The sequence below is a fragment of the Microvirga terrestris genome (assembly GCF_015694425.1).
Taxonomy (GTDB): domain Bacteria; phylum Pseudomonadota; class Alphaproteobacteria; order Rhizobiales; family Beijerinckiaceae; genus Microvirga; species Microvirga terrestris.
Genome location: NZ_JADQDN010000004.1, coordinates 1 through 22,571, shown reverse-complemented (window position 1 = coordinate 22,571; position 22,571 = coordinate 1). Strand labels below are relative to the sequence as shown.

21 protein-coding genes are annotated in these 22,571 nt (G+C 62.2%); 13 read left to right on the top strand and 8 right to left on the bottom strand.

The window, feature by feature from the left end:
* Positions 1-68: 68 nt before the first annotated feature.
* Both I2H36_RS09270 and I2H36_RS09265 read right to left on the bottom strand, forming a co-directional pair.
* The gene (locus I2H36_RS09270) at positions 69-1,067 is read right to left on the bottom strand and encodes an ABC transporter permease (RefSeq protein WP_196263620.1); all 999 of its coding nucleotides are present in this window, start codon (positions 1,065-1,067) and stop codon (positions 69-71) included.
* Positions 1,064-2,584, bottom strand: coding sequence for a sugar ABC transporter ATP-binding protein (locus I2H36_RS09265; protein WP_196263619.1), 1,521 nt, complete (start codon positions 2,582-2,584; stop codon positions 1,064-1,066). Before I2H36_RS09265 ends, I2H36_RS09270 begins: the two co-directional genes overlap by 4 nt.
* Before the next feature lie 257 nt (positions 2,585-2,841).
* Here I2H36_RS09265 and I2H36_RS09260 point away from each other — a divergent pair, with 257 nt between their 5' ends.
* Together I2H36_RS09260 and I2H36_RS09255 are read left to right on the top strand one after the other, a co-directional pair.
* A complete protein-coding gene (locus I2H36_RS09260; protein ID WP_196263618.1) occupies positions 2,842-3,900 on the top strand; it encodes a LacI family DNA-binding transcriptional regulator in 1,059 nt (352 codons plus the stop codon).
* Positions 3,901-4,054: 154 nt separating this feature from the next.
* On the top strand, positions 4,055-4,447 hold the full coding sequence (locus I2H36_RS09255; RefSeq protein WP_196263617.1) for a hypothetical protein: 393 nt from the start codon (positions 4,055-4,057) through the stop codon (positions 4,445-4,447).
* Between the two features lie 5 nt (positions 4,448-4,452).
* Here I2H36_RS09255 and I2H36_RS09250 read toward each other — a convergent pair whose 3' ends face one another.
* Positions 4,453-4,833 carry a hypothetical protein gene (locus I2H36_RS09250; protein WP_196263616.1) on the bottom strand — a complete coding sequence of 127 codons (381 nt, stop codon included), beginning with the start codon at positions 4,831-4,833 and terminating at the stop codon, positions 4,453-4,455.
* A 362-nt stretch (positions 4,834-5,195) separates the two neighbouring features.
* On the opposite strand from I2H36_RS09250, the gene I2H36_RS09245 reads away from it, so the two are divergent.
* The gene (locus I2H36_RS09245; protein WP_196263615.1) at positions 5,196-5,609 is read left to right on the top strand and encodes a VOC family protein; all 414 of its coding nucleotides are present in this window, start codon (positions 5,196-5,198) and stop codon (positions 5,607-5,609) included.
* Positions 5,610-5,634: 25 nt separating this feature from the next.
* Here the strand turns inward: I2H36_RS09245 and I2H36_RS09240 are convergent, their stop codons facing one another.
* Entirely contained in the window at positions 5,635-7,266 is a 1,632-nt protein-coding gene (locus I2H36_RS09240; protein WP_196263614.1) for an alpha-D-glucose phosphate-specific phosphoglucomutase, read from the bottom strand.
* A gap of 257 nt (positions 7,267-7,523) precedes the next feature.
* Here I2H36_RS09240 and I2H36_RS09235 point away from each other — a divergent pair, with 257 nt between their 5' ends.
* Positions 7,524-8,510, top strand: a complete 987-nt coding sequence (locus I2H36_RS09235) for a Bug family tripartite tricarboxylate transporter substrate binding protein (protein ID WP_196263613.1) — start codon at positions 7,524-7,526, stop codon at positions 8,508-8,510.
* A gap of 22 nt (positions 8,511-8,532) precedes the next feature.
* Here the strand turns inward: I2H36_RS09235 and I2H36_RS09230 are convergent, their stop codons facing one another.
* The gene (locus I2H36_RS09230; protein WP_196263612.1) at positions 8,533-9,327 is read right to left on the bottom strand and encodes a DUF1194 domain-containing protein; all 795 of its coding nucleotides are present in this window, start codon (positions 9,325-9,327) and stop codon (positions 8,533-8,535) included.
* A 251-nt stretch (positions 9,328-9,578) separates the two neighbouring features.
* Between I2H36_RS09230 and I2H36_RS09225 the strand changes: the two genes are divergently transcribed.
* The 3 genes from I2H36_RS09225 (at position 9,579) to I2H36_RS09215 (ending at position 13,194) form a co-directional block, all read left to right on the top strand.
* Positions 9,579-9,998, top strand: coding sequence for a DoxX family protein (locus I2H36_RS09225; RefSeq protein WP_196263611.1), 420 nt, complete (start codon positions 9,579-9,581; stop codon positions 9,996-9,998).
* A gap of 238 nt (positions 9,999-10,236) precedes the next feature.
* Entirely contained in the window at positions 10,237-10,527 is a 291-nt protein-coding gene (locus I2H36_RS09220) for a hypothetical protein (protein ID WP_196263610.1), read from the top strand.
* Positions 10,528-10,899: 372 nt separating this feature from the next.
* Positions 10,900-13,194 (top strand): bifunctional diguanylate cyclase/phosphodiesterase, encoded by a 2,295-nt coding sequence (locus I2H36_RS09215; RefSeq protein WP_196263609.1) that lies wholly within the window; start codon positions 10,900-10,902, stop codon positions 13,192-13,194.
* 199 nt (positions 13,195-13,393) lie between these two features.
* Here I2H36_RS09215 and I2H36_RS09210 read toward each other — a convergent pair whose 3' ends face one another.
* The gene (locus I2H36_RS09210) at positions 13,394-13,738 is read right to left on the bottom strand and encodes a hypothetical protein (RefSeq protein ID WP_196263608.1); all 345 of its coding nucleotides are present in this window, start codon (positions 13,736-13,738) and stop codon (positions 13,394-13,396) included.
* 90 nt (positions 13,739-13,828) lie between these two features.
* On the opposite strand from I2H36_RS09210, the gene I2H36_RS09205 reads away from it, so the two are divergent.
* Both I2H36_RS09205 and I2H36_RS09200 read left to right on the top strand, forming a co-directional pair.
* Positions 13,829-14,221, top strand: a complete 393-nt coding sequence (locus I2H36_RS09205) for a response regulator transcription factor (protein ID WP_196263607.1) — start codon at positions 13,829-13,831, stop codon at positions 14,219-14,221.
* A gap of 260 nt (positions 14,222-14,481) precedes the next feature.
* Positions 14,482-14,676 carry a hypothetical protein gene (locus I2H36_RS09200; protein ID WP_343234424.1) on the top strand — a complete coding sequence of 65 codons (195 nt, stop codon included), beginning with the start codon at positions 14,482-14,484 and terminating at the stop codon, positions 14,674-14,676.
* Between the two features lie 101 nt (positions 14,677-14,777).
* Here the strand turns inward: I2H36_RS09200 and I2H36_RS09195 are convergent, their stop codons facing one another.
* Together I2H36_RS09195 and I2H36_RS09190 are read right to left on the bottom strand one after the other, a co-directional pair.
* Positions 14,778-14,978 (bottom strand): hypothetical protein, encoded by a 201-nt coding sequence (locus I2H36_RS09195; protein WP_196263605.1) that lies wholly within the window; start codon positions 14,976-14,978, stop codon positions 14,778-14,780.
* A gap of 136 nt (positions 14,979-15,114) precedes the next feature.
* Positions 15,115-16,005: a LysR family transcriptional regulator gene (locus tag I2H36_RS09190; protein ID WP_196263604.1), complete on the bottom strand. Its 891-nt coding sequence runs from the start codon at positions 16,003-16,005 to the stop codon at positions 15,115-15,117.
* 493 nt (positions 16,006-16,498) lie between these two features.
* Between I2H36_RS09190 and I2H36_RS09185 the strand changes: the two genes are divergently transcribed.
* From I2H36_RS09185 to I2H36_RS09170, 4 genes are all read left to right on the top strand, one after another.
* Positions 16,499-18,196: a peptidase domain-containing ABC transporter gene (locus I2H36_RS09185; RefSeq protein ID WP_196263603.1), complete on the top strand. Its 1,698-nt coding sequence runs from the start codon at positions 16,499-16,501 to the stop codon at positions 18,194-18,196.
* Positions 18,193-20,373 (top strand): peptidase domain-containing ABC transporter, encoded by a 2,181-nt coding sequence (locus I2H36_RS09180; RefSeq protein ID WP_196263602.1) that lies wholly within the window; start codon positions 18,193-18,195, stop codon positions 20,371-20,373. The genes I2H36_RS09185 and I2H36_RS09180 overlap by 4 nt, the downstream gene beginning before the upstream one ends.
* Complete coding sequence (locus tag I2H36_RS09175) at positions 20,373-21,788, top strand: HlyD family type I secretion periplasmic adaptor subunit (RefSeq protein ID WP_196263601.1); 1,416 nt, start codon at positions 20,373-20,375, stop codon at positions 21,786-21,788. Before I2H36_RS09180 ends, I2H36_RS09175 begins: the two co-directional genes overlap by 1 nt.
* A gap of 13 nt (positions 21,789-21,801) precedes the next feature.
* Positions 21,802-22,571: hypothetical protein (locus I2H36_RS09170; RefSeq protein ID WP_196263600.1), on the top strand; the 770-nt coding region annotated here is incomplete at its 3' end.

Here is a 22,571-nt window from a genome sequence, read left to right as displayed (position 1 = left end):
TCATTCCTCCCTGGAGGGTTGGTCTTCTAAGCCCTTTGTCCTTGTGTCCGGTGGGCTTAAGCCCGGTTTCATCGCCCGCGGTGGACTGACCGCTGCACGAGCATGGCGATAATGATGATGGCGCCCTGAACCGCGCCCACGAGAAACTCGGAGACGAAGTTCGACAGCACCATGATGTTGGCGACGAGTTCGAGGATCACCGCGCCGACGACGGTGCCCCAGACGCGGCCGATGCCGCCCTTCAGCGCCGTGCCGCCGATCACCACGGCGGTGATGGCCTGCAGTTCCCACAACAGGCCTGTGGTCGGGGTGGCGGAGCCGAGGCGCGGCACATAGACCAGCACGGCGATGCCTACGCAGATGCCCTGGATGATGTAAGTCAGCGTCCGCACACGCCAGATCGGCACCCCGGAATAGCGGGCGACATCCTCATTGGAGCCGAGCGCCACCACGTGACGGCCGAAAGAGGTTCGGTAGAGAATCAATGCGCCGATGCTCGCCACCGCGAGAAAGGCGATAATCGGGACCGGAATGCCGAAAACGCTGCCGAAATAAACGGGTCGGTAGAGTTCACGCAGTTCCAGGTTACGTATGGTGATGGTGCCGCCGGCGGCCAGCCAGATCACGAGGGAGCGGAAGATCCCCATGGTGCCGAGAGTCACGATGAAGGGCTCGATGCGCCCGAAGGTCACGATGAGGCCGTTCGCCAGCCCGCAGGCAGCACTCAGGGCAATGGCCGCCAGCATCCCCAGCGCCAGGGTGCCCATGTCGGCACTGCCTTGCGAATTCAAGGTCAGGATCATGACGCCTGCCGTCAAAGCCGCCATGGAGCCGACCGACAGGTCGAGGCCGCCGCTGGCGATGACGAAGGTGGCGCCCACCGCGATGATGGCGATGAAGGCCGAGCGCGTCACTACGTTGAGCAGGTTCGAGGCGGTCAGGAAGTCGGGATTGATCAGCGCCCCTGCGATGATCAGAACGATCAGCGCAATGAAGGGCGAGAGTGCCCGCATGTCCATCTTGAACTTGCGCTTTTCGGCGCGGGTGGGAAGCACGGTTTCGGTCATGCGTGGCCAGCGGCGATTTCCGCCGCCCTTTCCTCGTGAACGCCTGTGGCGAGATAAACGATAGCGTCTTCCGACAGATCGGACTGCGCGACCTCGCCGGCAACGCGGCCGTTGCGCATCACGACGACCCGGTGGCAGAGGCCAATCAGTTCCTGCATCTCGGAGGAGATGACGACAACGGCCTTGCCCTCCGCCGCGAGCGACGCGATGAAGCGGTAGATCTGTTCCTTGGTGCCGATGTCGACGCCCCGTGTCGGCTCGTCGATGATGACGATGCGCGGCTCCAGCAGCATCATCTTGGCAAGCAGGAGCTTCTGCTGATTGCCGCCCGAGAGCTGGCCCGCCAGCAGGTCGCGGCTGCGGGTGCGGATGTCGAAATCCTTGATCGCCCCGTCAAGCGCCGTCTCCTCGGCGGCTATGTCGATGAACGAGCCGCGGGTGAACTTGTCGAGAGCGGCCAGGGAAAGGTTGATCCGAAGATTCTGCTGCAGCAGCAGGCCTTTGCCCTTCCGATCCTCGGAAAGGTACACGATCCCGGCCGCCATGGCCTCCCGCGCATCGCGGAAGTGAACTTGTCCGCCGTCGAGGGTGATGGCGCCGTGGCCGGGGCGCAGGCCCACCAGAGCCTCAAAAAGTTCGGTGCGGCCGGCGCCGATCAGGCCGCCGAAGCCCAGGATCTCGCCGCGGTGCAGGGTCAAGGACGCATTTTCCACAAAGCCCGGCACGGCCATGTCGCGAACAGTCAGAACCGTCTGCTCGGAGGCGGTCGCGGGCTTCTCGGGATAGAGCTTGGACATATCGCGGCCGACCATGAGGCGGGCCATCTCAAGAGGCTCAAGCCCTTCGATGTCGCGGGTTGCAACATGACGCCCGTCGCGCAGAACCGTCACGCGGTCGGCCACCGCCTTCACCTCGTTGAGGCGATGGGAGATATACAGCACCGCCACGCCCTGGGCCCGCAGCTTGCGGATGATCTCGAACAGGCTTTCGGCCTCAATGGGCGTCAGAACGGCGGTCGGCTCGTCGAAGGCGACCACCTTGTGCGGCACGAGAAGCGCGCGGGCGATCTGGACCAGCTGCCGGTCGGCGATGGAGAGGTGGCGGACCTCGCGGTCGGGATCGATATTGGTGCCGAGCTCTTGCAGGATGGAGTGCGCCCGCTCTCGCATGGCCTTGTCGTCCACGAAGCCGAAGCGCTTGATCTCACGCCCCAGGAAGAGGTTCTGCGCAACGGTCAGATCGGGAGCGAGCAGAATCTCCTGGTGCACCAGAACGATGCCGTGAGCTTCGGCGTCCACCGGATCCGAAAAGGTAATCGGATGGCCGTTGAGGTGCAGGCGTCCCTTCGTGGGCGGAAGATGGCCCGACAGGATGCGCATAAGGGTCGATTTGCCGGCCCCGTTCTCGCCGATGACGGCATGAACCTCGCCTGGCCTCAGATCCAGCGAAATGCCGCTCAGGACCTCAATCGGTCCGAAGGATTTCGAGATGTTCTCTGCGCGAAGAACGGAATCCATCACCTGCTCCGGATGAGCAAAATCGCTCGCCTTCGATTGCGTGAAGGCGGTCACAAGAGGTCTTTACCGGATGCGGATCAACTGGACGGAACGGGAGCGGTCATTCGTTTCCTCCTGCTTGTCGACTGTTCCTCTGGCGGGACCCTTTTTGAAGTAGGGTTGTCGAACGGCTCTGCAACAACCCTATGTAATCGATTACATGCAACTTTACCGAAATGATGGCATCTGTCAAACAGAACCATAGTCGGGGGATAACCATGGACGAGTTGGGGCACAAAGACAGGGCTGAGCCGGAGGATACGCGGATCCGTGCCGCGCGAATCCAGGATGTCGCCCGTCTTGCCGATGTCTCGACCGCGACCGTGAGTCGGGCGCTCGCCAACCCGGAGCGGGTATCTCCCGAAGCCCGCGCCCGGGTTCTGGAAGCGATCGCGAAGACCGGCTATGTGCCCAACCCTGCCGCCCGTTCGTTGCGGTCGCAGAAGACCTTCATGGTGCTGGTCGTCCTGCCGGACCTGTCGAACACCTTTTTTTCCAAGATCCTGCGCGGCATCGAGGAGACGCTCTTCGAGGCCGGCTACGGGATGATCATCAGCGATCTCGACGGCTCGCCCGAGAAGGAGGCGCATTTCGCCGCCTTCACGGCGGCAGGCCGTGTGGATGGCGCTATTCTGCTCAACGGGCATCTGTTCGGGCAAAGCCGGGGCGGGGAGGGGCAGCCTGCCCGGATCGGGATCCCGCTCGTGGCTTTATGCGAGGCGATTCCGGGCGCCGACATTCCGCAGATCGAGATCGACAACCGTGCTGCCGCCTCGCGCATGACGCAGCATCTCGCCACATTGGGGCACCGGCGCATCGCCTATGTGAGCGGACCGGCGAACAACATCCTGGAGCGGGAGCGCTTCCTAGGCTTCAAGGAGGGATTGGAGGCCGTAGGTCTGCCGTTCGATCCTGCTCTCATTATTCCGGGTGACTATACGATCGAGGCGGGCGTAAGGGCGGGTCAGGACCTCGTCGCGCGATCCACCCGTCCGACTGCCGTGTTCTGCACCAGCGACGAGATGGCCATTGGCCTCATGCGCACGCTCTTCTCCGCCGGATTAAAAGTGCCCGACGACATCTCGGTCGCGGGGTTTGATGATATCGAATTCGCCGCCGTGGCCGAGCCATCGCTGACGACGATCCATCAGCCGCGGCGGGAATTGGGGCAAGCCGCGGCATCGGCCCTGATCGATCTCCTACAGGGACGCTCATCACCTAAAAGGATCCGTCTTGATACGGAATTGGTGATCCGAGACAGTGTGGCTTCGCTCTAGCGCAGGCCCAGGCTTGAGTTGGCTCTTCAAGGAAAGGGGGCGTCTGGCTAATCCCAAAAGGCGGTTCCAGTTGAGGGACTGATGTCTTACCATTCTCTGCCTCAATCTTCGGAAGTATGTTCGACGCCGCGCAGCCTTGCAGGAGATCGACCCGATGACCAAAATCGTCACTTCTCTCTTCCATACTGAGCAACATGCGATCGCTGCGGCAGATCGTTTGGAGCAGGCCGGTATTCCGAGAGCTGCGATCGACATCTGGTCGACCCCACACAATCTGGCTCCTCTTCTGGAGGATGACGGCGTGTCCCGTTCGGACGCCTATGCTTATGTTGAGGGTGTCGTGCGCGGCGGGTCGGTCGTCATCGTGAAATGCGATGATGCCAAGGTTGGCCAGATCGTCAGCATTCTGGATCAGGAGGGAGTACTGGACCTCGATGAACAACGGGCCGTCTGGCGCGCCGAAGGATGGGAAGGCGATCAAGCCACCGCTCAGCCTAGCGAGGCGAGCCACGGCCGGGTTCGTATCCAGCCACCGGTGCAGAAATAAGCGTGTCAGAACATCGAGAACGCGCCGATGAACAGCACCAGCACGAGGGCGATGAAGCCGATGTAGCCAGCAAGCGCTTTGCGTGAGTGCTGATGGGCATAGCTGTCCTTGCCGTTGCCATTCTGCCAGCGCACTGACGTTTCCTGATGCCGGGCGATATCGACCTGCTCCGGTTTCATAGGGTTGCCACCCGCTTCATCGTCCGTACCGAGAGGGGAAAGGCCAGGGTCGAACACCTCGTTCTTGTCCCCCGTGCGGCCGCTGTTGATGTCGCCCTTCAACTGAGCCGTGGTCGAGCCCTCGTTCATGGGAGGGGCATCCATCGGCTTGATCGTCTGTGTCGGAGGAATGTCGGTTTGGATGGGGTTGTCTGAACGCGTGGACATGGAAACGCTCCCGGGCTCCGCCGATGGGAAAACCACTGGGGGAGTGCGAGGTTCCTGCTCCGCACCTGCTATGCGGGCTGCTCGGTCAGGCCGGAAGCTGTTGTGCAGGCAAGAAAAAAGGCCGTTGTTGCCAACGGCCCGAAGTTTAGGGAGGAAACGCCCTAGAAGGGCTACAACGCGGCGACGCCAATCGCCGTGCTGCACCGCAATAAGTAGATGGAGCATCGGCAGGTTTCAAGATTAAAAGGTCAGCATCGTTGCCCAATTTTTCGCCTCCTTGCCAATCCGAGCTTCAGAGAGGTCTAGACAGGAGAGTGTCGGCAGACGCCAAATGAGTGGCATAAATATGCATGAGGTCCAGGATGCCGAAGCTGAACGCTGTGCTCGAATCCGCTCTCTATGTCGACGATCTGTCCCGAGCCAGAGAGTTCTATGAAGGCAGTCTCGGGTTGCCACTCCTGTTGTCCAACCAGCGCATGTGTGCGTTCGATGTCGGTGGCCGAAGCGTGCTTCTCGTCTTTCTCCGCGGAGGGTCAGTTGAGGACATGACAACGCCTGGCGGCACGATCCCCGGCCATGACGGACACGGTCCCCTTCATATAGGCTTTGCGGTTGCGGCCGAGGAGCTTGCCGCATGGGAACAGCGGCTGGAGGAGCGCGGGATTGCCATCGAGAGCCGGGTGAACTGGCCCCGGGGCGGCACTAGCGTCTATTTCCGCGATCCGGACGGGCACGTTCTCGAACTGGCGACGCCCGGGCTCTGGGCTACCTATTGATGGCCGGAACCCGGGCTGATCGGGATCAGGTGATGACGCTGGGCTCGTCGCGCCCCGTGCGCGCTGCGATCTCCGCAATCTCATTCGCCGCCTGCACGACGGGGGCCAGAACGTCGGCGGTCGGCAGGTCGTGCCGGTCGGTGTCGGGCTCGAAGCGTTCCAGATAGACCCGCAGCGTCGCGCCGGAGGTGCCGGTTCCCGACAGGCGGAACACGGCGCGGGCGTCCTCTTTGAACAGGATGCGGATGCCCTGCTTCGGCGTTACCGATTGGTCGACAGGGTCGGTATAGGCGAAGTCATCGCAGGACTCGACCGTGAGATCACCGAGGCGCTGACCGGGAAGAGTCGGCAGCTTTTGGCGCAGGGCGTCCATGAGTTCGTTAGCCGGTGCGGTCTCGAGCTCCTCATAGTCATGGCGCGTGTAGTAGTCGCGGCCGAATGCGGCCCAGTGCTCGCGCACGATCTGGTCCGCCGGCTTCTTCGTGACCGCCAGAATGTTGAGCCAGAGCAGCACAGCCCAGAGCCCGTCCTTCTCGCGGATGTGGTTGGAGCCCGTGCCCGCGCTCTCCTCGCCGCACAGGGTGATGAGGCCTGCGTCCAGGAGGTTGGCGAAGAACTTCCAGCCCGTGGGAGTCTCGAAGAAATTGATGCCGAGCTTCTTGGCCACTCGATCGGCGGCGCGGCTCGTCGGCATGGAGCGCGCGACTCCAGCCAGACCCTTGGCGTAGCCGGGCGCGAGATGTGCATGGCTCGCGAGGATCGCGAGACTGTCGCTCGGCGTCACGAAAAGCCCTCGCGCCACGATCATGTTGCGGTCGCCGTCGCCGTCGGAGGCTGCGCCGAAATCGGGCGCATCGGGCCCGAGCATCAGGTCCATGAGGTCATGGGCATGAACTGGGTTCGGATCGGGGTGGTGGCCGCCAAAATCGGGCTTCGGCTCCCCGTTCACGACGGTGCCTGCCGGCGCGCCGAGACGGCTCTCAAGAATGGCCTTCGCGTAGGGGCCGGTGATGGCGCTCAAGGCATCGAAGCGCATGCGAAAGCCCGAGCGGAACAGATCGGCGATCTTCTCGAAATCGACCAGCTGCTCCATCAGCTCGGCATAATCGGCCACCGGATCGATGACCTCGACGATCATGTCGCCGACCTTGGTCGGGCCAATGCGGCTGAGATCGATATCGGGCTCATCGACGATCTTGTATTCGGTGATGGCGCTCGCCCGCTTGAACACGGCTTCCGTGAAGGATTCCGGCGCCGGCCCGCCATGGGCCATGTTGAACTTGATGCCGAAATCGCCATCCGGGCCACCCGGATTATGGCTTGCGGACAGAACGAGGCCACCGATCGCCTTGTGCTTGCGGATCACGCAGGATGCGGCCGGTGTCGATAACAATCCCCCTTGTCCGACGAGAACACGGCCGAAGCCATGGGCGGCTGCCATCCTGATAGCGATCTGAACCACGGAATCGTTGAAGTAGCGCCCGTCGCCGCCGATCACCAAGGTCGAGCCTTGCGCCCCTTCCACATTGTCGAAGATCGACTGGATGAAGTTTTCCACATAGCGGGGCTGCTGGAAGACAGTGACCTTCTTGCGCAGGCCGGATGTGCCGGGGCGCTGATCGGAAAACGGCGTTGTCGGGATACGGGTCGTCACCATCGGGGCTGATCACTTCCTTGCGTGGCTCTTGGAGGACGCTTCGCGGGCCTTCTCTGGTCTTGGGAAGGACCAGCGACCATTCTAGGGTCGTTTCGACCAGATGCCACTGCCAAGATGAAGGCAGCATGAAAGCCGACTTGCCATTCATCCGCCCGCAGCCCTGACCTCCGGGGTGCCGGCTCTGGTCGCGGCGGATGCGCTTCCTATGTGCAGACCTGATACCTGAACCATAAGCTCAATATTCCCGGGAGAACGCGATGAACCAGACCCGCCGGAGCCTCCTCGTGACGATGGCCGCCGCTTCCGCAGCCTCAGCCCTTTCGCCATGGCAGGCTTTGGCGCAATCCGATTACCCCACGAGGCCGGTCCGGGTCACCGTCCCCTATGCGGCCGGCGGCGGAACGGATTTCTTCGCGCGGCTCGTCTTCGGCGCCATGGGAGAGCAGCTGGGGCAGCAGTTCGTCGTCGAGAACAAGCCGGGGGCAGGCACCAATATCGGGGCGGAGGCCGTCGCCCGGGCCGAGCCCGACGGCTACACATTGCTTTTGGGCGATTCGGCCACCTTCGCGACGAACCGCTCGCTCTATCGCAAGCTCTCCTTCGATCCTTACAAGGACTTCAGCCCGATCTCCTTGACTGGTCGTTTCGCGCTCGTGCTGCTCGTCAACACGAACAAGCTGCCGGTGAACTCCGTCCAGGAACTGGTGGCCGAGGCGAAGAAGACGCCCGGACGGATCAACTATGCGACTCCCGGCTTGGGCAGCCCGTTCCACCTGGCGACGGAACTCCTCTCGCAGGGCGCTGGCATCAAGCTCACCCATGTGCCCTACCGGGGTGCCGCTCCTGCCGTGCAGGATCTGGTAGCGGGACAGGTAGATATGATGTTCATCGACTTCGCAACGGCCCGCTCGCAGCTCTCTGGCCCCGTCAAGGCCATCGCCGTGGCTTCCCCGAAGGAGTTCTCCGGCCTGCCGGGAGTGCCACCCGTCGCTGCCGATTTCCCAGGCTTCGAGGCCTGGGCCTGGCAGGGCTTCGTCGGCCCGGCGCGCCTGCCGCAAGAAATCGTCACCAAGCTCAATGACACCTATCGGCAGGTCGTCGCGAGACAGGACATTCGCGACAAGCTGACCGGCGCCGGGATCGACGTGCTCCAGAGCTCGCCTGCCGAAATGGCCTCCTACATGCAGGAAGAGGGCTCCAAATGGGAGAAGGTGATCAGGACCGCCAACATCACGCTGGAATGAACTGTCAATCGCTGGGGCCGCCTCAGTTGCGGTCCCAGCGATACATGCGCTGCTCACCCTCGAAGCAGCTCACCGCTGGCTCGACTTGAACTTTTTGGATCGTCGGCCTGTCTGGCAGTGCCGCGATCTCGCGGATGATCTTGGTCCGGATCGCATCGGCGAAGTGCTGGCTCTCCCGAACCGGCACGATGAACGAGCCTTCGCCGCCGATGACGCAGTTCCTGTAGTAGTGGTCGAGATGCTCCATGTCGCCGAAGCCACTTGGCCGTTTGAGCATAATGGGAAGGCCGTTGATGGTGATGCCCTTGGCGACGGCCTCGTCCCGCGCTGCGACGACGCCTCGGCCGCTGCTGTTGGGACCATCCCCGGAGATGTCGATGACCTTGCGGATCGGCTCGACGCCGGTCTGCTCCAGGAGCTTCGCGCCGAAATCGATGGCGCCGGAGATCGAGGTTCGACGGACGCGGCCGATAGGAGTGCTGCTCAAGCCATCGGCGAACTTTAGAGCGCCCTCAGGGCCGTCGATGATCGTCCAGGGCACGATGACGTTCTGATACTCCGCGCCCGACCATTCCACATAGGTGACGATAATCCGCCCCACCATGCCGTTGCGGATGGCCTCATGCACTTGCGGCGAGCGGAAGGCCTCCATGAATCCTTGGCGCTGAAGTTCCTGCTCGTCGGGGTCCATGGAGCGCGAGACATCGACGGCCAGCACCAGGGCGACATCGACCTCGCTCTCCGCCCGGGCGCCGGGTGAGCACAGCCACAGACCCGACAAGACAGCCGCGAGAGCCCCAAGAAGCCTTCGATTCATCTGTGCCTCCGTTCACCAGAGGCAAGAAGCTGACAGGAAACCTCCGGCCGGCAAGGTTCGATGACCCTGAGAAATGCCCCGCGGATGTCAATTTAACGTGACTTCTATGTCAAACGCGGGTGTTTGCCCCCGCATACACGCCGGTGGTGGACATCACGCCGAGCGGACTTCTCCTCCTGGCTTTACGCTTTATATGGGCGGCACGAAGGTTCGCCCATCAGGCCGGCGGTGCTCAGAAGGGACTCCCGCACATGTTGTCTATGCTCGATCGCTGGTCACCTTACGCCTTGGCTGCCCTGAGGATTGTCGCGGCGCTGCTCTTCATGGAGCATGGAACGCAGAAGCTGTTCGGCTTCCCGTTGCCTCCCGAAGGCGGCACGCCGCCCCTCCTGTCGCTCTTCGGCATCGGGGCCATCCTGGAATTCGTCGGCGGCTTGCTGATCCTGGTCGGGCTGTTCACCAGACCTGTTGCCTTCGTGCTCGCCGGCGAGATGGCTGCTGCCTATTGGATGTTCCACGCTCCCCAGAGCGCCTATCCCGTTCTGAACGGCGGGGATGCGTCCATCCTGTTCTGCTTTGTTTTTCTCCTGCTCGTCTTCACCGGTCCAGGGGCCATGAGCATCGACGGCGCAAGGCGGCCCGCTGGACCGCGTCATTCCTGGGAGCGCTGATCGGCCCAGTGTTCCAGAAACCTTTCGGCTCAACAGCAGAAAATTCCGGGTCCGCGGTGCGGGCTCCAGAACGGCGCCGCCGTTATCTACTCCGGAAGAGTTGGGTGATGACCCTGACGCCTGCGACTATGAAGTGGAAAGGCTGCCGTTAACCTTATAATTTTTGTTCATGACGCATGACCTTTGTGCGGCGAAAGCGTTAAGAGCACAGGCAGGTTGGTTGCGTAGGAGTTTGAACATGGCCGAGATCATCGCCTTCAAGGATCTCAAGAGAATCGCCGACAGGTGCGAGGTGCTGGGCCTTTTCGAACCCAAGCGCCCTTCAAAATCCAAATCCCGCTCCGAGAACGGATCCTTCGATTTTCCGAGCGCCCGCCCGTTCATCTCCGGTAACCTCACGGATCTGTTCGAGCACGCCAATGCGGTCGCGATGCGCCACCATCATGGGGACCCCAAGGTCTCGGCTATCATAGCCGAGAAGTGTTTGGAGCTGATCCAGGCCTTGGAGGAACATGCGAAGCCGGAGTAAGCTCTCAGGTTAAAGAATAAGACCAGCTTATCGAGACTTCGCTTTCGACCTTGAAGAGAATGCTGCCTGTAGGAGCACGCTCCCTTTGCGAAAGCAGGCTGTGAAAAGAACAATTAACTCTAAATCTCGAAGCATACGCCCGGGTGAATTCTTTTATTGATTTTTGGGGCATGTGGTCGCAATTATCATCGTTACAGTAGCACCTGTGGCAGGTTGAGTTCGCGCCCGAGTTCATGCGCCGCTCAAAGGCATGATGCCTCCCTGTCAGGCCGGTGAGAGTCCGGCAGGTTCGTTCCCAAAATTCATTTGCCCGAGGTCGATCGTTCGGCATGCCGCCGTTCGGTCGAGGTCCGGAGGCGTTCCGGTGCGGCCATGTTGAGTCTTTTTCTGTCGTCCGTCCGCTCAGAACGACCCTTTATCCGCGGCGTTCTGTTGCCTGTCGTCCTGGTCGCCTTCACGACATTATCGATGGGGGCAGGGGCAATTCTCTGGGCCGTCAACAGGAGCAACGACATCTCCGCCGAACGTCAGCTCCGCACAACCGAGGCCAGCATAAGGGCCGCTGTTCAGGAACTCGCTCAGCAGCAGGAAATGGTCGCCATCTGGGACGACGCCGTGGTGGAGCTCAGCAAGCGCTCCCTGGATCTCAAATGGGTCGATGCCAATTTCGGTATCTGGCTCAACAAGACCTTCGGACAGGATGAAATCTATATCCTCGATGAGCGCAACGAGCCGCTCGTCGCGACTGTCGGGCCTAACCGCGTGCCCGCGCAGGAATACGAGCGGGTGAGAGCGAGCGTCAGCGACCTGATCGCCGGCATCAGGGGCATTCCAAATTCCCTGCATCATGCTCACGTGATAGACCCTGCGAGAGCATCCTACCTGAAGACCGGCCATGCTATTCACGACGCCCATCTGCTCGAGCTCAATGGCCGGCCGGCGGCCGTGAGCGTGATGAAGATCATCCCCGAATCCGAGGATGTTCCCTATCCTCATGGCAGGGAGTTTCTTCTGCTCGGCATCCGCTTCCTCGATGGAAGCTTCATCACGCAGCTGTCGGAGCAGAATCTGATCGACGGCCTGCGGTTCTCCAACACCGATACACCACAGTTGGGTGAAGTCTCGGTGCCGGTGAAATCGGATGTCGGCCATCTCATCGGCTATTTCATCTGGAACCCTGACTTGCCGGGGGACCGCGTCCTCAGATCGGTCGGCCCGGTGATGGCCGCTGCTGCTGCCATGATCCTTCTCTTGCTCGGTGCTTTGGTGCGTCGTTTGCGGCAGTCCACGCGGACACTGGAGAAAACGGTTCTCGAGCTGAAGGCCAGTGAAGCGCAGGCCCACCATCTTGCTTTCCATGACGTGCTGACGGGCCTGCCCAATCGCGCCCTGTTCGAGGATCGGCTCAACCATACGATTGCCAGGATGCGGGACGGTGAGCGGGTTGCCGTCATGATGCTCGACCTGGATCGATTCAAGCATGTGAACGACACACTCGGCCACCATGCAGGTGACAGCCTCATTCAGGAGTTCGCGGCCCGTCTCTCGAAGCTTGTGAAGGGTGAGGTTATTATCACCCGGCTAGGCGGAGACGAGTTTGCCATCGTACAGACCCTCACGTCAGGAACCGATGCACCGCAGGCCTTGTGCGAGCGCATTCTTGCGGCATCTACGCAGCCCTACAATGTTCTCGGCAATCAGATCTTCGTCAGCGCCAGCATCGGACTCGTGCTCGCTCCGGACGCCGGATTGGATCGTATCGATCTCCTGCGCAAAGCGGATATTGCTCTGTATCGCGCCAAAGGCGAAGGGCGGAACTGCTATCGTCTCTTCACGCCGGAGATGGACGAAACCATCAGTGCCTCCAGGGTCATCGAAGAGGATCTCCGGGCGGCGCTTGCGACAGGAGAAGGGCTTGAGGTTGCCTATCAACCGCAGATTTCCCAAGGCGGTTCGGTTGTCGGCGTGGAGGCCCTTGCCCGGTGGCGCCACCCAACACGCGGCTATATCCAGCCAAGCCAGTTCATTCCTGTCGCGGAGCAGACCGGTCTGATCGTTCCACTGGGAGAATGGATCCTGCGTCAGGCCTGTCATGCCTCCCGGCGCTGGCCCGATCTCTTCGTTTCCGTCAATCTCTCGCCCGTTCAGTTTCGGTCGAACAACTTCGCCAGCCGCCTGATCTCCATCGTTCGTGAATGTGGAGGACATCCTCACCGGATCGAACTTGAAGTCACGGAAGGTGTCCTTCTTGAGGAAGATGCGAGGACAACGGATGCTCTTCGGAAGCTGCGGGAATCAGGCTTTCGCATTGCCCTGGATGATTTCGGAACCGGCTATTCGAGCTTAGGCTATCTTCACCGCTTCGAAGTCGACAAGATCAAAATCGACCGTTCCTTCACCCAAAGCCTGGGAGAGGGGGGCAAAGCCGCGACCGTCATCAGGGCAATCGTTGCACTGGGCCATGCCATGTCGATTACCGTGACGGCAGAAGGTGTTGAGACAGAAACACAGCGGAATTTCCTGGATACCGCAGGCTGTAACGAGATGCAGGGCTTTCTGTTCTCGAAAGCCGTACCGGAAGAGCAAATCATGCGGCTGCTCAGCCGCTCGTCGTCAGATAAGGCGCAGCATTATGTGAATACGATGTCAGTCACAAGTATTGGATGAGTTGATCTTACGCGTTATGGTCAAGCTTATCTTGATCTAGGCTCTATGGAATTGAGATGCTATCACAGAACCACGATGAAAGGACGGGGTACCTCTTAGGTGACGTTAAGGAAGAGGAACTAAATCTTCCAGCCATCGTTGTCGCCACGCCTGATCCAAACGGATCGGTTCCCTGGACATGGTTCCCGCTTCTTTTGTTCTAGCCTGCGTATTCTAGGTAGGCGGCGCCATGATCCATGACTTCGATGAACACTACCAAGGGGCTAGAGCCAGCATGGGCCATAACGTCGTCTACAAAGAGCAAATCCTCCCCATCGCTCAGGATCCTTTTCAGAACATCACCACAGTTCTCATCTGCCAGAACATTCTTCTCCGAACCGGCATTAGTCATATCCTTTCGGGTACCCGCTTCGACATCGCGGAGGAAGCCGGAGACCTCTCGACTTTCCCCGAAGGGGTCCCAATGCTCTTCCTCATCTGCGATGGGCGCTCCCCTGGAGAGTATTCTCAGACGGTCCAGGAACTGAAGGCGCAGCACCCTCATGCCCGGGTGGTGATCCTTACAGACAACATGGCTCCACAAGAAATCGTGCAAATCTGTAAAGAGGGTCTGGACGGGTTCTGCACGACGACAATGGCTCGGCATGCGATCATCAAGGCGCTGGAACTAGTGATGCTGGGTGAGACCTTCATTCCAGGATCGGTCGGGCTGGACCTGCTCGACCAACTCCGCGGCAGCCAGGCCGGCAGTCTGGGCCAAACGGTTTCCCTCATGCCTGCCAACGATCCGGCTCTTCTCCTGAATAAACTCTCGGAGCGCGAGTCGCAGATTTTGCGCTGCCTGACCCAAGGGGCCTCGAACAAGCTGATCGCCCGTGAACTCGGAGTGGCGGAAGCGACCGTGAAGGTGCATATCAAGGCCATCCTGCGAAAGGTGAAGGCCGTGAACAGGACCCAGGCAGCCATGTGGGCCGCCGGTCACTTCGCCTCAGGGCAGGAAAGGGAGTCCTTGGTTCCAGGCGAGTAGGGAACGCTCAGGACTCTGTAAGGATTCAGGTTTATCGTCCATCCGGAACAGGGCGCGCGAAAACCTCGCGCGCCCTACCTCTTTGGGGGTAGCTCAAGTGGCGAGTTGCGGATCAGTCGACACCGGCGCTAAGCCTGACAGCACCCTGATGGTGCGCCGGATAAAGACTCCAGTGACAGCGTACTGACGCCCCAGGCTTGAACTGAAAACAAACATCTAAATGATGCGGTGGGGCAAAGATGGATTACCAGGTGGAATTGGTGGCTCGTGCATTCTTTGAGGCCGAGCACGAGGACTTCTTGTGGGACAGCGAAGCGGAACTGGTCAGGGACGAGTTTCGCGAATACGCCCGCAACGCCATCAGTCTTCTCGAAGAAGACATCGGCGTTCTCCTGATGGCATTGCAGCGTGCCACGGCCGAGGAGCATCCTGAGCGGTCCCGGGCCGCAGCCTAAAAATCTGCCTTTTTGATCAAGTTGCTTGAGATCCCTGACGAAGCGCGGGCATCTCAAGCACGCTGGCGCTTATCCTTATCCAAGCACGAGAGTGCCAGTGATCAATGGGTGTCCGGTGGCAGATCCGCAATCCGTTTGATCTCATAGACAACCAGCATCAGAAAAACCGACATGATCACAAGCCCGAGCGCGCTTGTGAAAACGCTCGCGCTGACGCCTGAAGCCGAAGACACGATGGCCAGCAGGATCAGGAAGGGAAGCCCAAGGGCAATGGCGAGAACGGCAAGAAACGACCGTGGCATGGAATGGACGCCCTTCATTCGAGAAAGAGATTTTAAGGAATTCAATAGCCTTCAAATCGTGGAGAAAATGAGATTGCGCTCTGGCTCCGCCTGTCTCAAGTCTACCCGGTGAATATAACTCGCAAGAGTTATCCGGTCAGAAACCCCATCGCTGTGCCTTCGCGACGAGGAAGTCACGAAAGACCTGAACCCGTGCGACCGAGCGCAGCTCCTCCGGGTAGACCAGGTAACTGTCGAGGACCGGCATCTGCACATCGCGGAGAACCTGCTTCACCCGGGGATTGCCGCTCATGGCGTAATCCGGCGCCATGCCGATGCCGGCTCCGTTCTCGATGGCCGTGCGCAGAGCAAGGCTGTCATTCACCACGAAACGGCTCGGACGGGGATCCTTGGGATCGCGTCCCAAGCTGGTCAGGCGGTGCAGGTCGAGGATGAAAGTCGGCTGGTCGCCTCCCAGGCAGAGGAGCGAGTGATTGTCGAGATCCTCGATCCGCTCAGGCTCTCCGGAGCGCTCGAGATACACATGGGCCGCATAGGCGTGATACTGGATCGTGAAGAGGCGGCGCTGGATCAGGTCCGGTTGTGCCGGCCGCCGCAAGCGGATGGCGATGTCGGCTTCGCGCATGGAAAGATCCAACTCTTCGCTCGTCAGGATCAGTTGAACGCGGACCTCCGGGTACAGGTCGAGAAATTCCTTGATGCGCCGCGCCAGCCAGATCCCCCCGATGCCGACCGTGGCGGTGACCCTGAGCTCTCCGGCCGGCCGCTCGCTGGTTTCCGTGAGGCGCTGACGGGTCTCATCCAAGCGCAGGCGGATGTCCTGAGCGGCGCGGAACAGCACCTCTCCATGCTCGGTGAGAATGAGCCCCCGGGGATGGCGATGAAAGAGCGGGACCTTCAAGTCGTGTTCGAGGGCGCTGATCTGGCGGCTCACCGATGACTGGTTGACCCCGAGCTTCTCGCCGGCACGGGTGAAGTTCCCGGCCTCGACCACCTCGTAGAACAATCTGATTTTGTCCCAATCCAAGACAGATCCTCAAAACGGAAGCGGGTTCACCGTGCCTGATTTCCGATGGGAAGGCGGCATGGGTAACTGGTCAAGTGCTTCAATTGCAAAATGCAATCCGATCCTGCGCCTGACGAAGGATTATTCCAGATCGCGGGAACCCGCTACAGGAAAGACGATCAGGTCATCTCCAAAGAATGACATTGATGTCGACCGATGAGCGGGCCTTGTTGCGATAGTATTCCATGAGGCTTGGTGAATGCCGAAGAGCAAATTTCGTTAACTTTACCCAAGGGTAGATCAAACGAAGTGAAGGCATTTATTGACTTCTTGAGCCATCGTGTGAAAATTCAACGTAGCGATACGCCACAGACATGGCGGGTTGGACGGCATACCCTAGCGATGTGCGTCCAAAGGCATGATGCCGCCCCGCCATACCGGTGCAAGCCCGGTATGCTCCCCCTCAAAATTGAAGCTTTTGCACCCCCACGGCCGCATGGCCAAAGGTCGCGTTATGAACAGGTCTGCTGCCGCATCCGAGGCATTGGCGGCATCCTCGGGCCCATGGCTGACACGCCCCTTCCGGGGGCTGATCGGCCGGTTCGGGATCGCCTTCTTCATGCCGGTGCTCGAGGCGACGCTGCTGATCACCCTGCTGGCGCTGGCGCTGCCCGCTGCCCTGTTGCAGGTCTACGACCGGATTCTGCCGAACAAGGCCACCGGAACGTTGGTCGTTCTCGCCATCACGGTGGCTCTGGCCATTCTGCTGGAGGCGCTGCTTCGGCATGTGCGGGGCAGGCTTCTGGCCCGAATGGCCGCCACCTCTGAGGCGCAGGCGCATCGTCAGGCCATGGAGTGCCTGCTTCATGCTCCCCTCTCGGCCCTGGAAGCCAACGGCAACGGCTATTACGCCGAGCGCCTTTCCGCCATCGGCACCCTGCGCGAGGCATGGTCGGGCCCGGCCCTTCAGGCCATGCTCGATCTGCCCTTCGCACTGCTTTACTTGGCCGGGATCTGGTATCTCGCCGGCCCGCTCGTGCTGGTGCCGCTGGCGTTGCTGATCGGTGTCGCTCTGCTTGCCGCCTTGACAGGCCGGCGCGTGCGTCGCGCGGCCCAGAACCTCGCACTCGCCGAGGAGCGCCGGTTCAACTTCCTGTTCGACACGTTGAGCTGCATCCATCCCATGAAGGTTCTCGGCGCCGAACCTCTGCTCGAGCGCCGCTACGAGCGCCTGCAGGGCGGCTCCGCACAGATGCGCCGAACCCTGGCTCAGGCCATATCAGCCGGCCAAGAGGGCGGGCAACTGCTGGCCCAGGCCGCCACCATCGGCGTGGCGGCTTTCGGCTGTCACATGGTGCTGAACGGGCAGCTCAGCGTCGGCGGCCTTGGTGCCTGCACCATGCTGGTGGGACGCACGATGCAGCCGCTGCTCGGTGGCGTCGCTCTCTGGTCGCGTCTTCAGTCGCTCGCGGAAAGCCGGCGGCGGGTCGCGGAGATTGCGCTCTTGCCGCAGGAGCGGCATCTCGACCGGCCGGCGCTGCATGTTTCGGACGGCCATGTGGTTCTCGACAACGTTCGTCTGCGCAATCCTCCCCACACGGATTGGCTGTTCGATGGTCTGACCCTCGATATCAAGCCCGGGGAGATCATCGGCGTCACCGGTGCGAACGGCTCCGGCCGTTCCGCCATGCTGCGGCTGATCGCAGGCGACCTTCCTCCAACCGAAGGCCGCATTACGATCGACGGACAGGATCTCGCGCAGGTCGAGATGGGGCCGGCACGCCGGCATGTTGCCATCGTGCCGCCCGATCCGGCCCTGGTGCGCGGCACGCTCTTGCAGAATCTCACCATGCATCAGCCGCACCGGGAGGCCGCTGCACTGCATCTCGCGACGCAACTCGGTCTGGATCAGGTGGCCGGCGCATTGCCCGGCGACTGGCACACGCCCGTCGGCGTTTCGGCCACGCCCCTGCCGCGTGGGGCAGCCCAACGCATCGGCGTCGTACGTGCGCTCATCGAGGAGCCGCGCATCCTCCTGCTCGACGACATCACATCGCAGATCGACGGCGACAGCGATGCGAGGCTCGCCCGGCTCCTGGCCGGGCTGCGCGGCAAAGTCACGGTCATCATCGTCACCCACCGTCCCTCGACGCTCGGGATCGCGGACCGCGTCTTCGCGATACGTGACGGGAGACTGGAGCCTGTGTCATGACCCTCGTGATGGAGTGCGGCCCTCAGGCTCCGGTGCATGTGTCGGAGGACCTTCTGACGCCGTCCGATCTGGCCCGCTGCCTGCCGGTTCTGCTGTGGCTGATGGAGTGGTCGGGCAGCGCGGACGATCTGCTCTCGGCACTTCCGCATGCGAAACCCGACATCGATCTCACGGATCTGCGCAACACGCTGGCCGTACTCGGCTACCCCACACGGATGCAGGGGCTTAAGCGGGGAAGTCTCGACCTGCGGTGCCTGCCGGCGATCCTTCTGCCGCCGGGAAGGGCCGCCGCCGTCGTCTACCGCGACGAATCCGGTCAGCTGCTGATATTCGATGGCGCTACCGGGGATGTGAAGCCCTGTGCGCCGGAGAAATTGCGCGGCACCTTGATCCTGACCACTGATGCGAATGCTGAATCACCCCGCCAGAGCTGGTTCAGCGGTATCGCACGACGGTTTCGCGGATCCCTGCCGCCTTTGCTCGCGATCAGCGGGCTGATGGCCGTGCTCGGGCTTGCGGTTCCGATCTTCACGATGGCGGTTTTCGACACGGTGGTTGCCGGCTACAGCCCGCAGACGCTGCCCATGCTCATCATCGGCGTTGCCGCTGCTGTCGTGCTGGAGGTCCTTTTCCGCAGCATCCGCCAGCGTGCCCTGCTGCGCATCGCGGAACGCCTAGATCGCCTGGTTCCGAGCGCCGTCTTCACCCAGCTTCTATCCTTGCCGACCGCGCTCGTGGAGCGGGCAGGCACCGCATCCCAGGTCTCCCGCCTGCGCGACTTCGCGGCGATCCGCGAGTTTCTCACCGGCAGTTTCGCCGTCGCTCTTCTGGACCTGCCCTTCACGATCCTCGTCGTGGTGCTGATGGTGGTTCTCGGCGGATGGATCGCGCTCGTGCCTGTTGGAACGGCAGTTGGATTCGTTCTTCTGTTTTGGATCTCCCGCAGCCCCATGCGCTTGGCCATCGATCAGGCCGCTCGCGCTAATCAGGCGCGGGAAGCCCTGGCTGTCGAGGCGCTGGAAACAGTGCGCACGCTGAAGCTCGGGGGAGCGGAAGAACGTTGGATTGACCGTTACGCTGCCGCTGCCGCCGCCGCCGCCGTGGCCTCGGCACGGGTCGGCACCCTGACGGGTTCGGTGCTCGCCGCAAGCCAGGCGCTCGTCACCCTGTCGGGTCTGGCTGCGGTGGTATTGGGCGTCCTCGCGGTTCTGTCCGGTGCAATGACGGCTGGTGCACTGATCGCCGGCATGATGCTCATCTGGCGAGTCTTAGGCCCGATGCAGACATGCTTCGTGATGCTCTCGCGTTGGGAGCAGACGCAGGCCTCGATCCGGCAGGTGGACGGATTGATGGCTCTTGAAACGGAGCGCCCGCCGCCGCTCGAGGCCCGCATGGCGCCGCCCGAGCAGGGCGCCATCGTGTTCCACCGGGTGACCTTGCGCTATCTGCCGCAATCCGAGCCCGTGCTGGCCGGCGCTAGTTTCGCCATTCAGCCCGGTCAGGTTGTAGCCGTCACCGGTGCGGAGGGTACGGGCAAATCGACCCTGCTGCTGCTGACCGCAGGCCTGTACCGGCCGCAGGGCGGTCTCGTGCGCATCGACGGGCATGACGTGCGTTCCTTCAATCCGGCCGTTCTTCGTCGCAGCATCGGCTGGGTGCCGCAATCGCCGGGTTTGCTCTACGGCACGATCGCCCAGAACCTGCGTCTGGCGCGGCCCAGTGCCTCCGATGCGCAGCTGCGCGCCGCTGCCGCGGAGGCCGGCGTGCTGGACGCCATCGAGGCGCTGCCGCGCGGCTTCGATACCCGGGTTGGCGACAACCACAGCGGCCGCCTGCCGCGCAGCATCCTGCAGCGGATCGCGCTCGCCAGCGCCTTGCTGCGCGACGCGCCCATCCTGCTTCTCGACGAACCTGTCGCCGGACTGGACGATGCCTGCGCCAAGGCGTTCACGGACGTCATCGCCTCCCGAAAGGGACGCTGCACGATCCTCATGGCAACGCACAGACCGAGCCACATTCGGCTGGCCGACCGGATCCTGCGCCTGCGAGACGGGCAGGTGGAGGAGGTGGATCAGCCTGCTCCCGCTGGTCCACGTCCGACACGCACGCCGGTGGGCATGCCGCTGGCGAACGCAGCCTTCGCCAATCTTTCTGCTAACAATCCCAGAGTTGGTTGATGAGCACCGCCGCAACACCCGCCTCCATGGCACCTCTGCCCCGCGCCGGCCGTCAGCCGCGTCCCGACAGCCACGTGCTCGCCCTCGAGGAACTGCGCATCTACGGTTTGGAGCGAGCCGTCGTTCTTGGAACGGGCCTGCTGGTGGCGACAACGCTCGCCTGGGCTGCGCTCACCCATGTGCCGGAGGTGGCCATCGGCACAGGCGATCTCGCCCCGACGGTCGCGCCAGCTCCCGTTCAGCATTTCGAGGGCGGCATCGTCACGCAGGTGCTGGTTCACGAAGGCGACGTGGTCGAAGCCGGTCAACCCCTGCTGCGCATGAACGATGCGGCAGCCCAGGCCGAACTGTCCCAGGCGCGTCTGCGCCTGGAGTCGCTGCAGTTGCAATCTCAGCGCCTGACGGCGGCGGCGGAGGGCAACATCACGGCGGTCGAATGGCGCGGTCGCGAAGGAACTGCTAGCATCACCATTGCCGATGCAGGAGGGGAGGGCAGCGCGATGCCGTCCCTGACCACCAGTCTCTTCGTTGCGCCCCAGCGTGCCGCGCTGGATTCACGCCTTCGTTCTCTGAGCGACAGGATTGCCGTGCTGCACGAGCAGGTGGCGCAGCGGCGCAGCGAGATCGCAACCCTGTCCGGGCAGATCTCGGCCCTGCAGGAGCAGATGGCGCTCCATTCCAAGGAGCTCGGCATTCGCGAGGAACTCGGCCGCAATGGGCTGACCACGCGGCTCGCGGTTCTTGAGGCGCAACGTCTGCTGATGAGTGCGAAGGCCGAGCATGAGCGGCTGAACGGCCAGCATGCCACGGCCCTGCGCAGTCTGGCCGAGGCGGAGGCCCGCATCTCGGAAATGCAGTCCGCCGCTGTGGACGAGGCCCGGCAGGAGGCTGCCCGTGTGGCGTTGGACATTGCCGAAACGGCGGAAGCCGTCCGCAAGCTGGAGGATCGTGCGGAGCGGACGCTGCTGCGCGCGCCGGCTGCCGGTGTCTTGCGTGGGCTGGCGGTTCACCGCTCCGGCACAGTGCTGCCGCCCGGCGGGTTGATCGCCGAGGTCATGCCGCAGGATGCACCGCTCGTGGCGGATGTGCGGATCATGCCGCGCGACATCGGGTTCATCGAGGTCGGTCAGCCCGTGCATGTCAAGGTGCAGGCCTTCGATTATGCGCGCTACGGTGCCGTCGACGGCGTTGTGGAGCGCGTCTCAGCCGGCACGTTCCTCGACGAGCAGCGGCAGCCGCATTACCGCGTGCGCGTCGCGCTCAGGCAGCAGCATGTGGGCCGTGATCCCGGCAAGGCGCAGCTCGTGCCCGGCATGACGGTTCAGGCCGACATCACGACCGGCAACAAGACAGTGCTGCAATATCTGCTGAAGCCGATCTATTCCGCCATGGCGGCATCTTTCCACGAGCGTTGAGGACGCCGATCGCATGAGCCAGCAACCCGATCCGACCATCCCGTTCGACGCCAGTGTGGTTGATGAGGAGGCGCTGCGCGCCCTGCGGGCCGTTCAGCGCAGCCTCCCGATGGGTGACGGAGGTGCCAGCGGAAATCTGGTGGGCGGAACGGAGGCGGTTGCAGCCTTCGGAATGGTGAGAGGCGGGCCTTCGGGTGGCATCACTCTCGGCGCCCATGAGATCGACCCTCTCGAATGGAACCTGGCGCCGGCGCCACAGGACGGGTCCCTGAAGCCGCTGGATCTCGCGCCCCCAGCCAAACCTGCGATCACGCTGGATGAGGGACCAGCCGGTATCGATCTATCGGAGTCCGCAGCGCCGGCTCCCTTCGTCGGCCTCAGGGCCAACCTTGCACGGTCCTCGTCGCGTTACATCGGGACTGAATCGAATGATTCATCCGTTCAGATCACGTCTCCGGTATTCGCCGACACTCCTGACAATCCAGCTGTCGTGACGCCGCCCACTACCTCAAGGCCGAATCCGGAGGAATCGGCCGACACCCTCGCCGACCCACCTGACGTCATTGCGCGCGATGTTGTTGGTATGGAGGACGGTTCGATCCGTCTTGATCTGTCGGCGGGGTTGGTGGACCGGGACGGCTCGGAGGCGCTCACCCTCAGCATCCTGGGCGTGCCCGCAGGCGCGGTGCTCTCCCACGGCACCCGGCAAGCGGACGGCTCCTGGAGCATCTCCGCCTCCGATCTTTCCCAGCTCAGCCTGACCCCGCCCGAGCACTTCTCCGG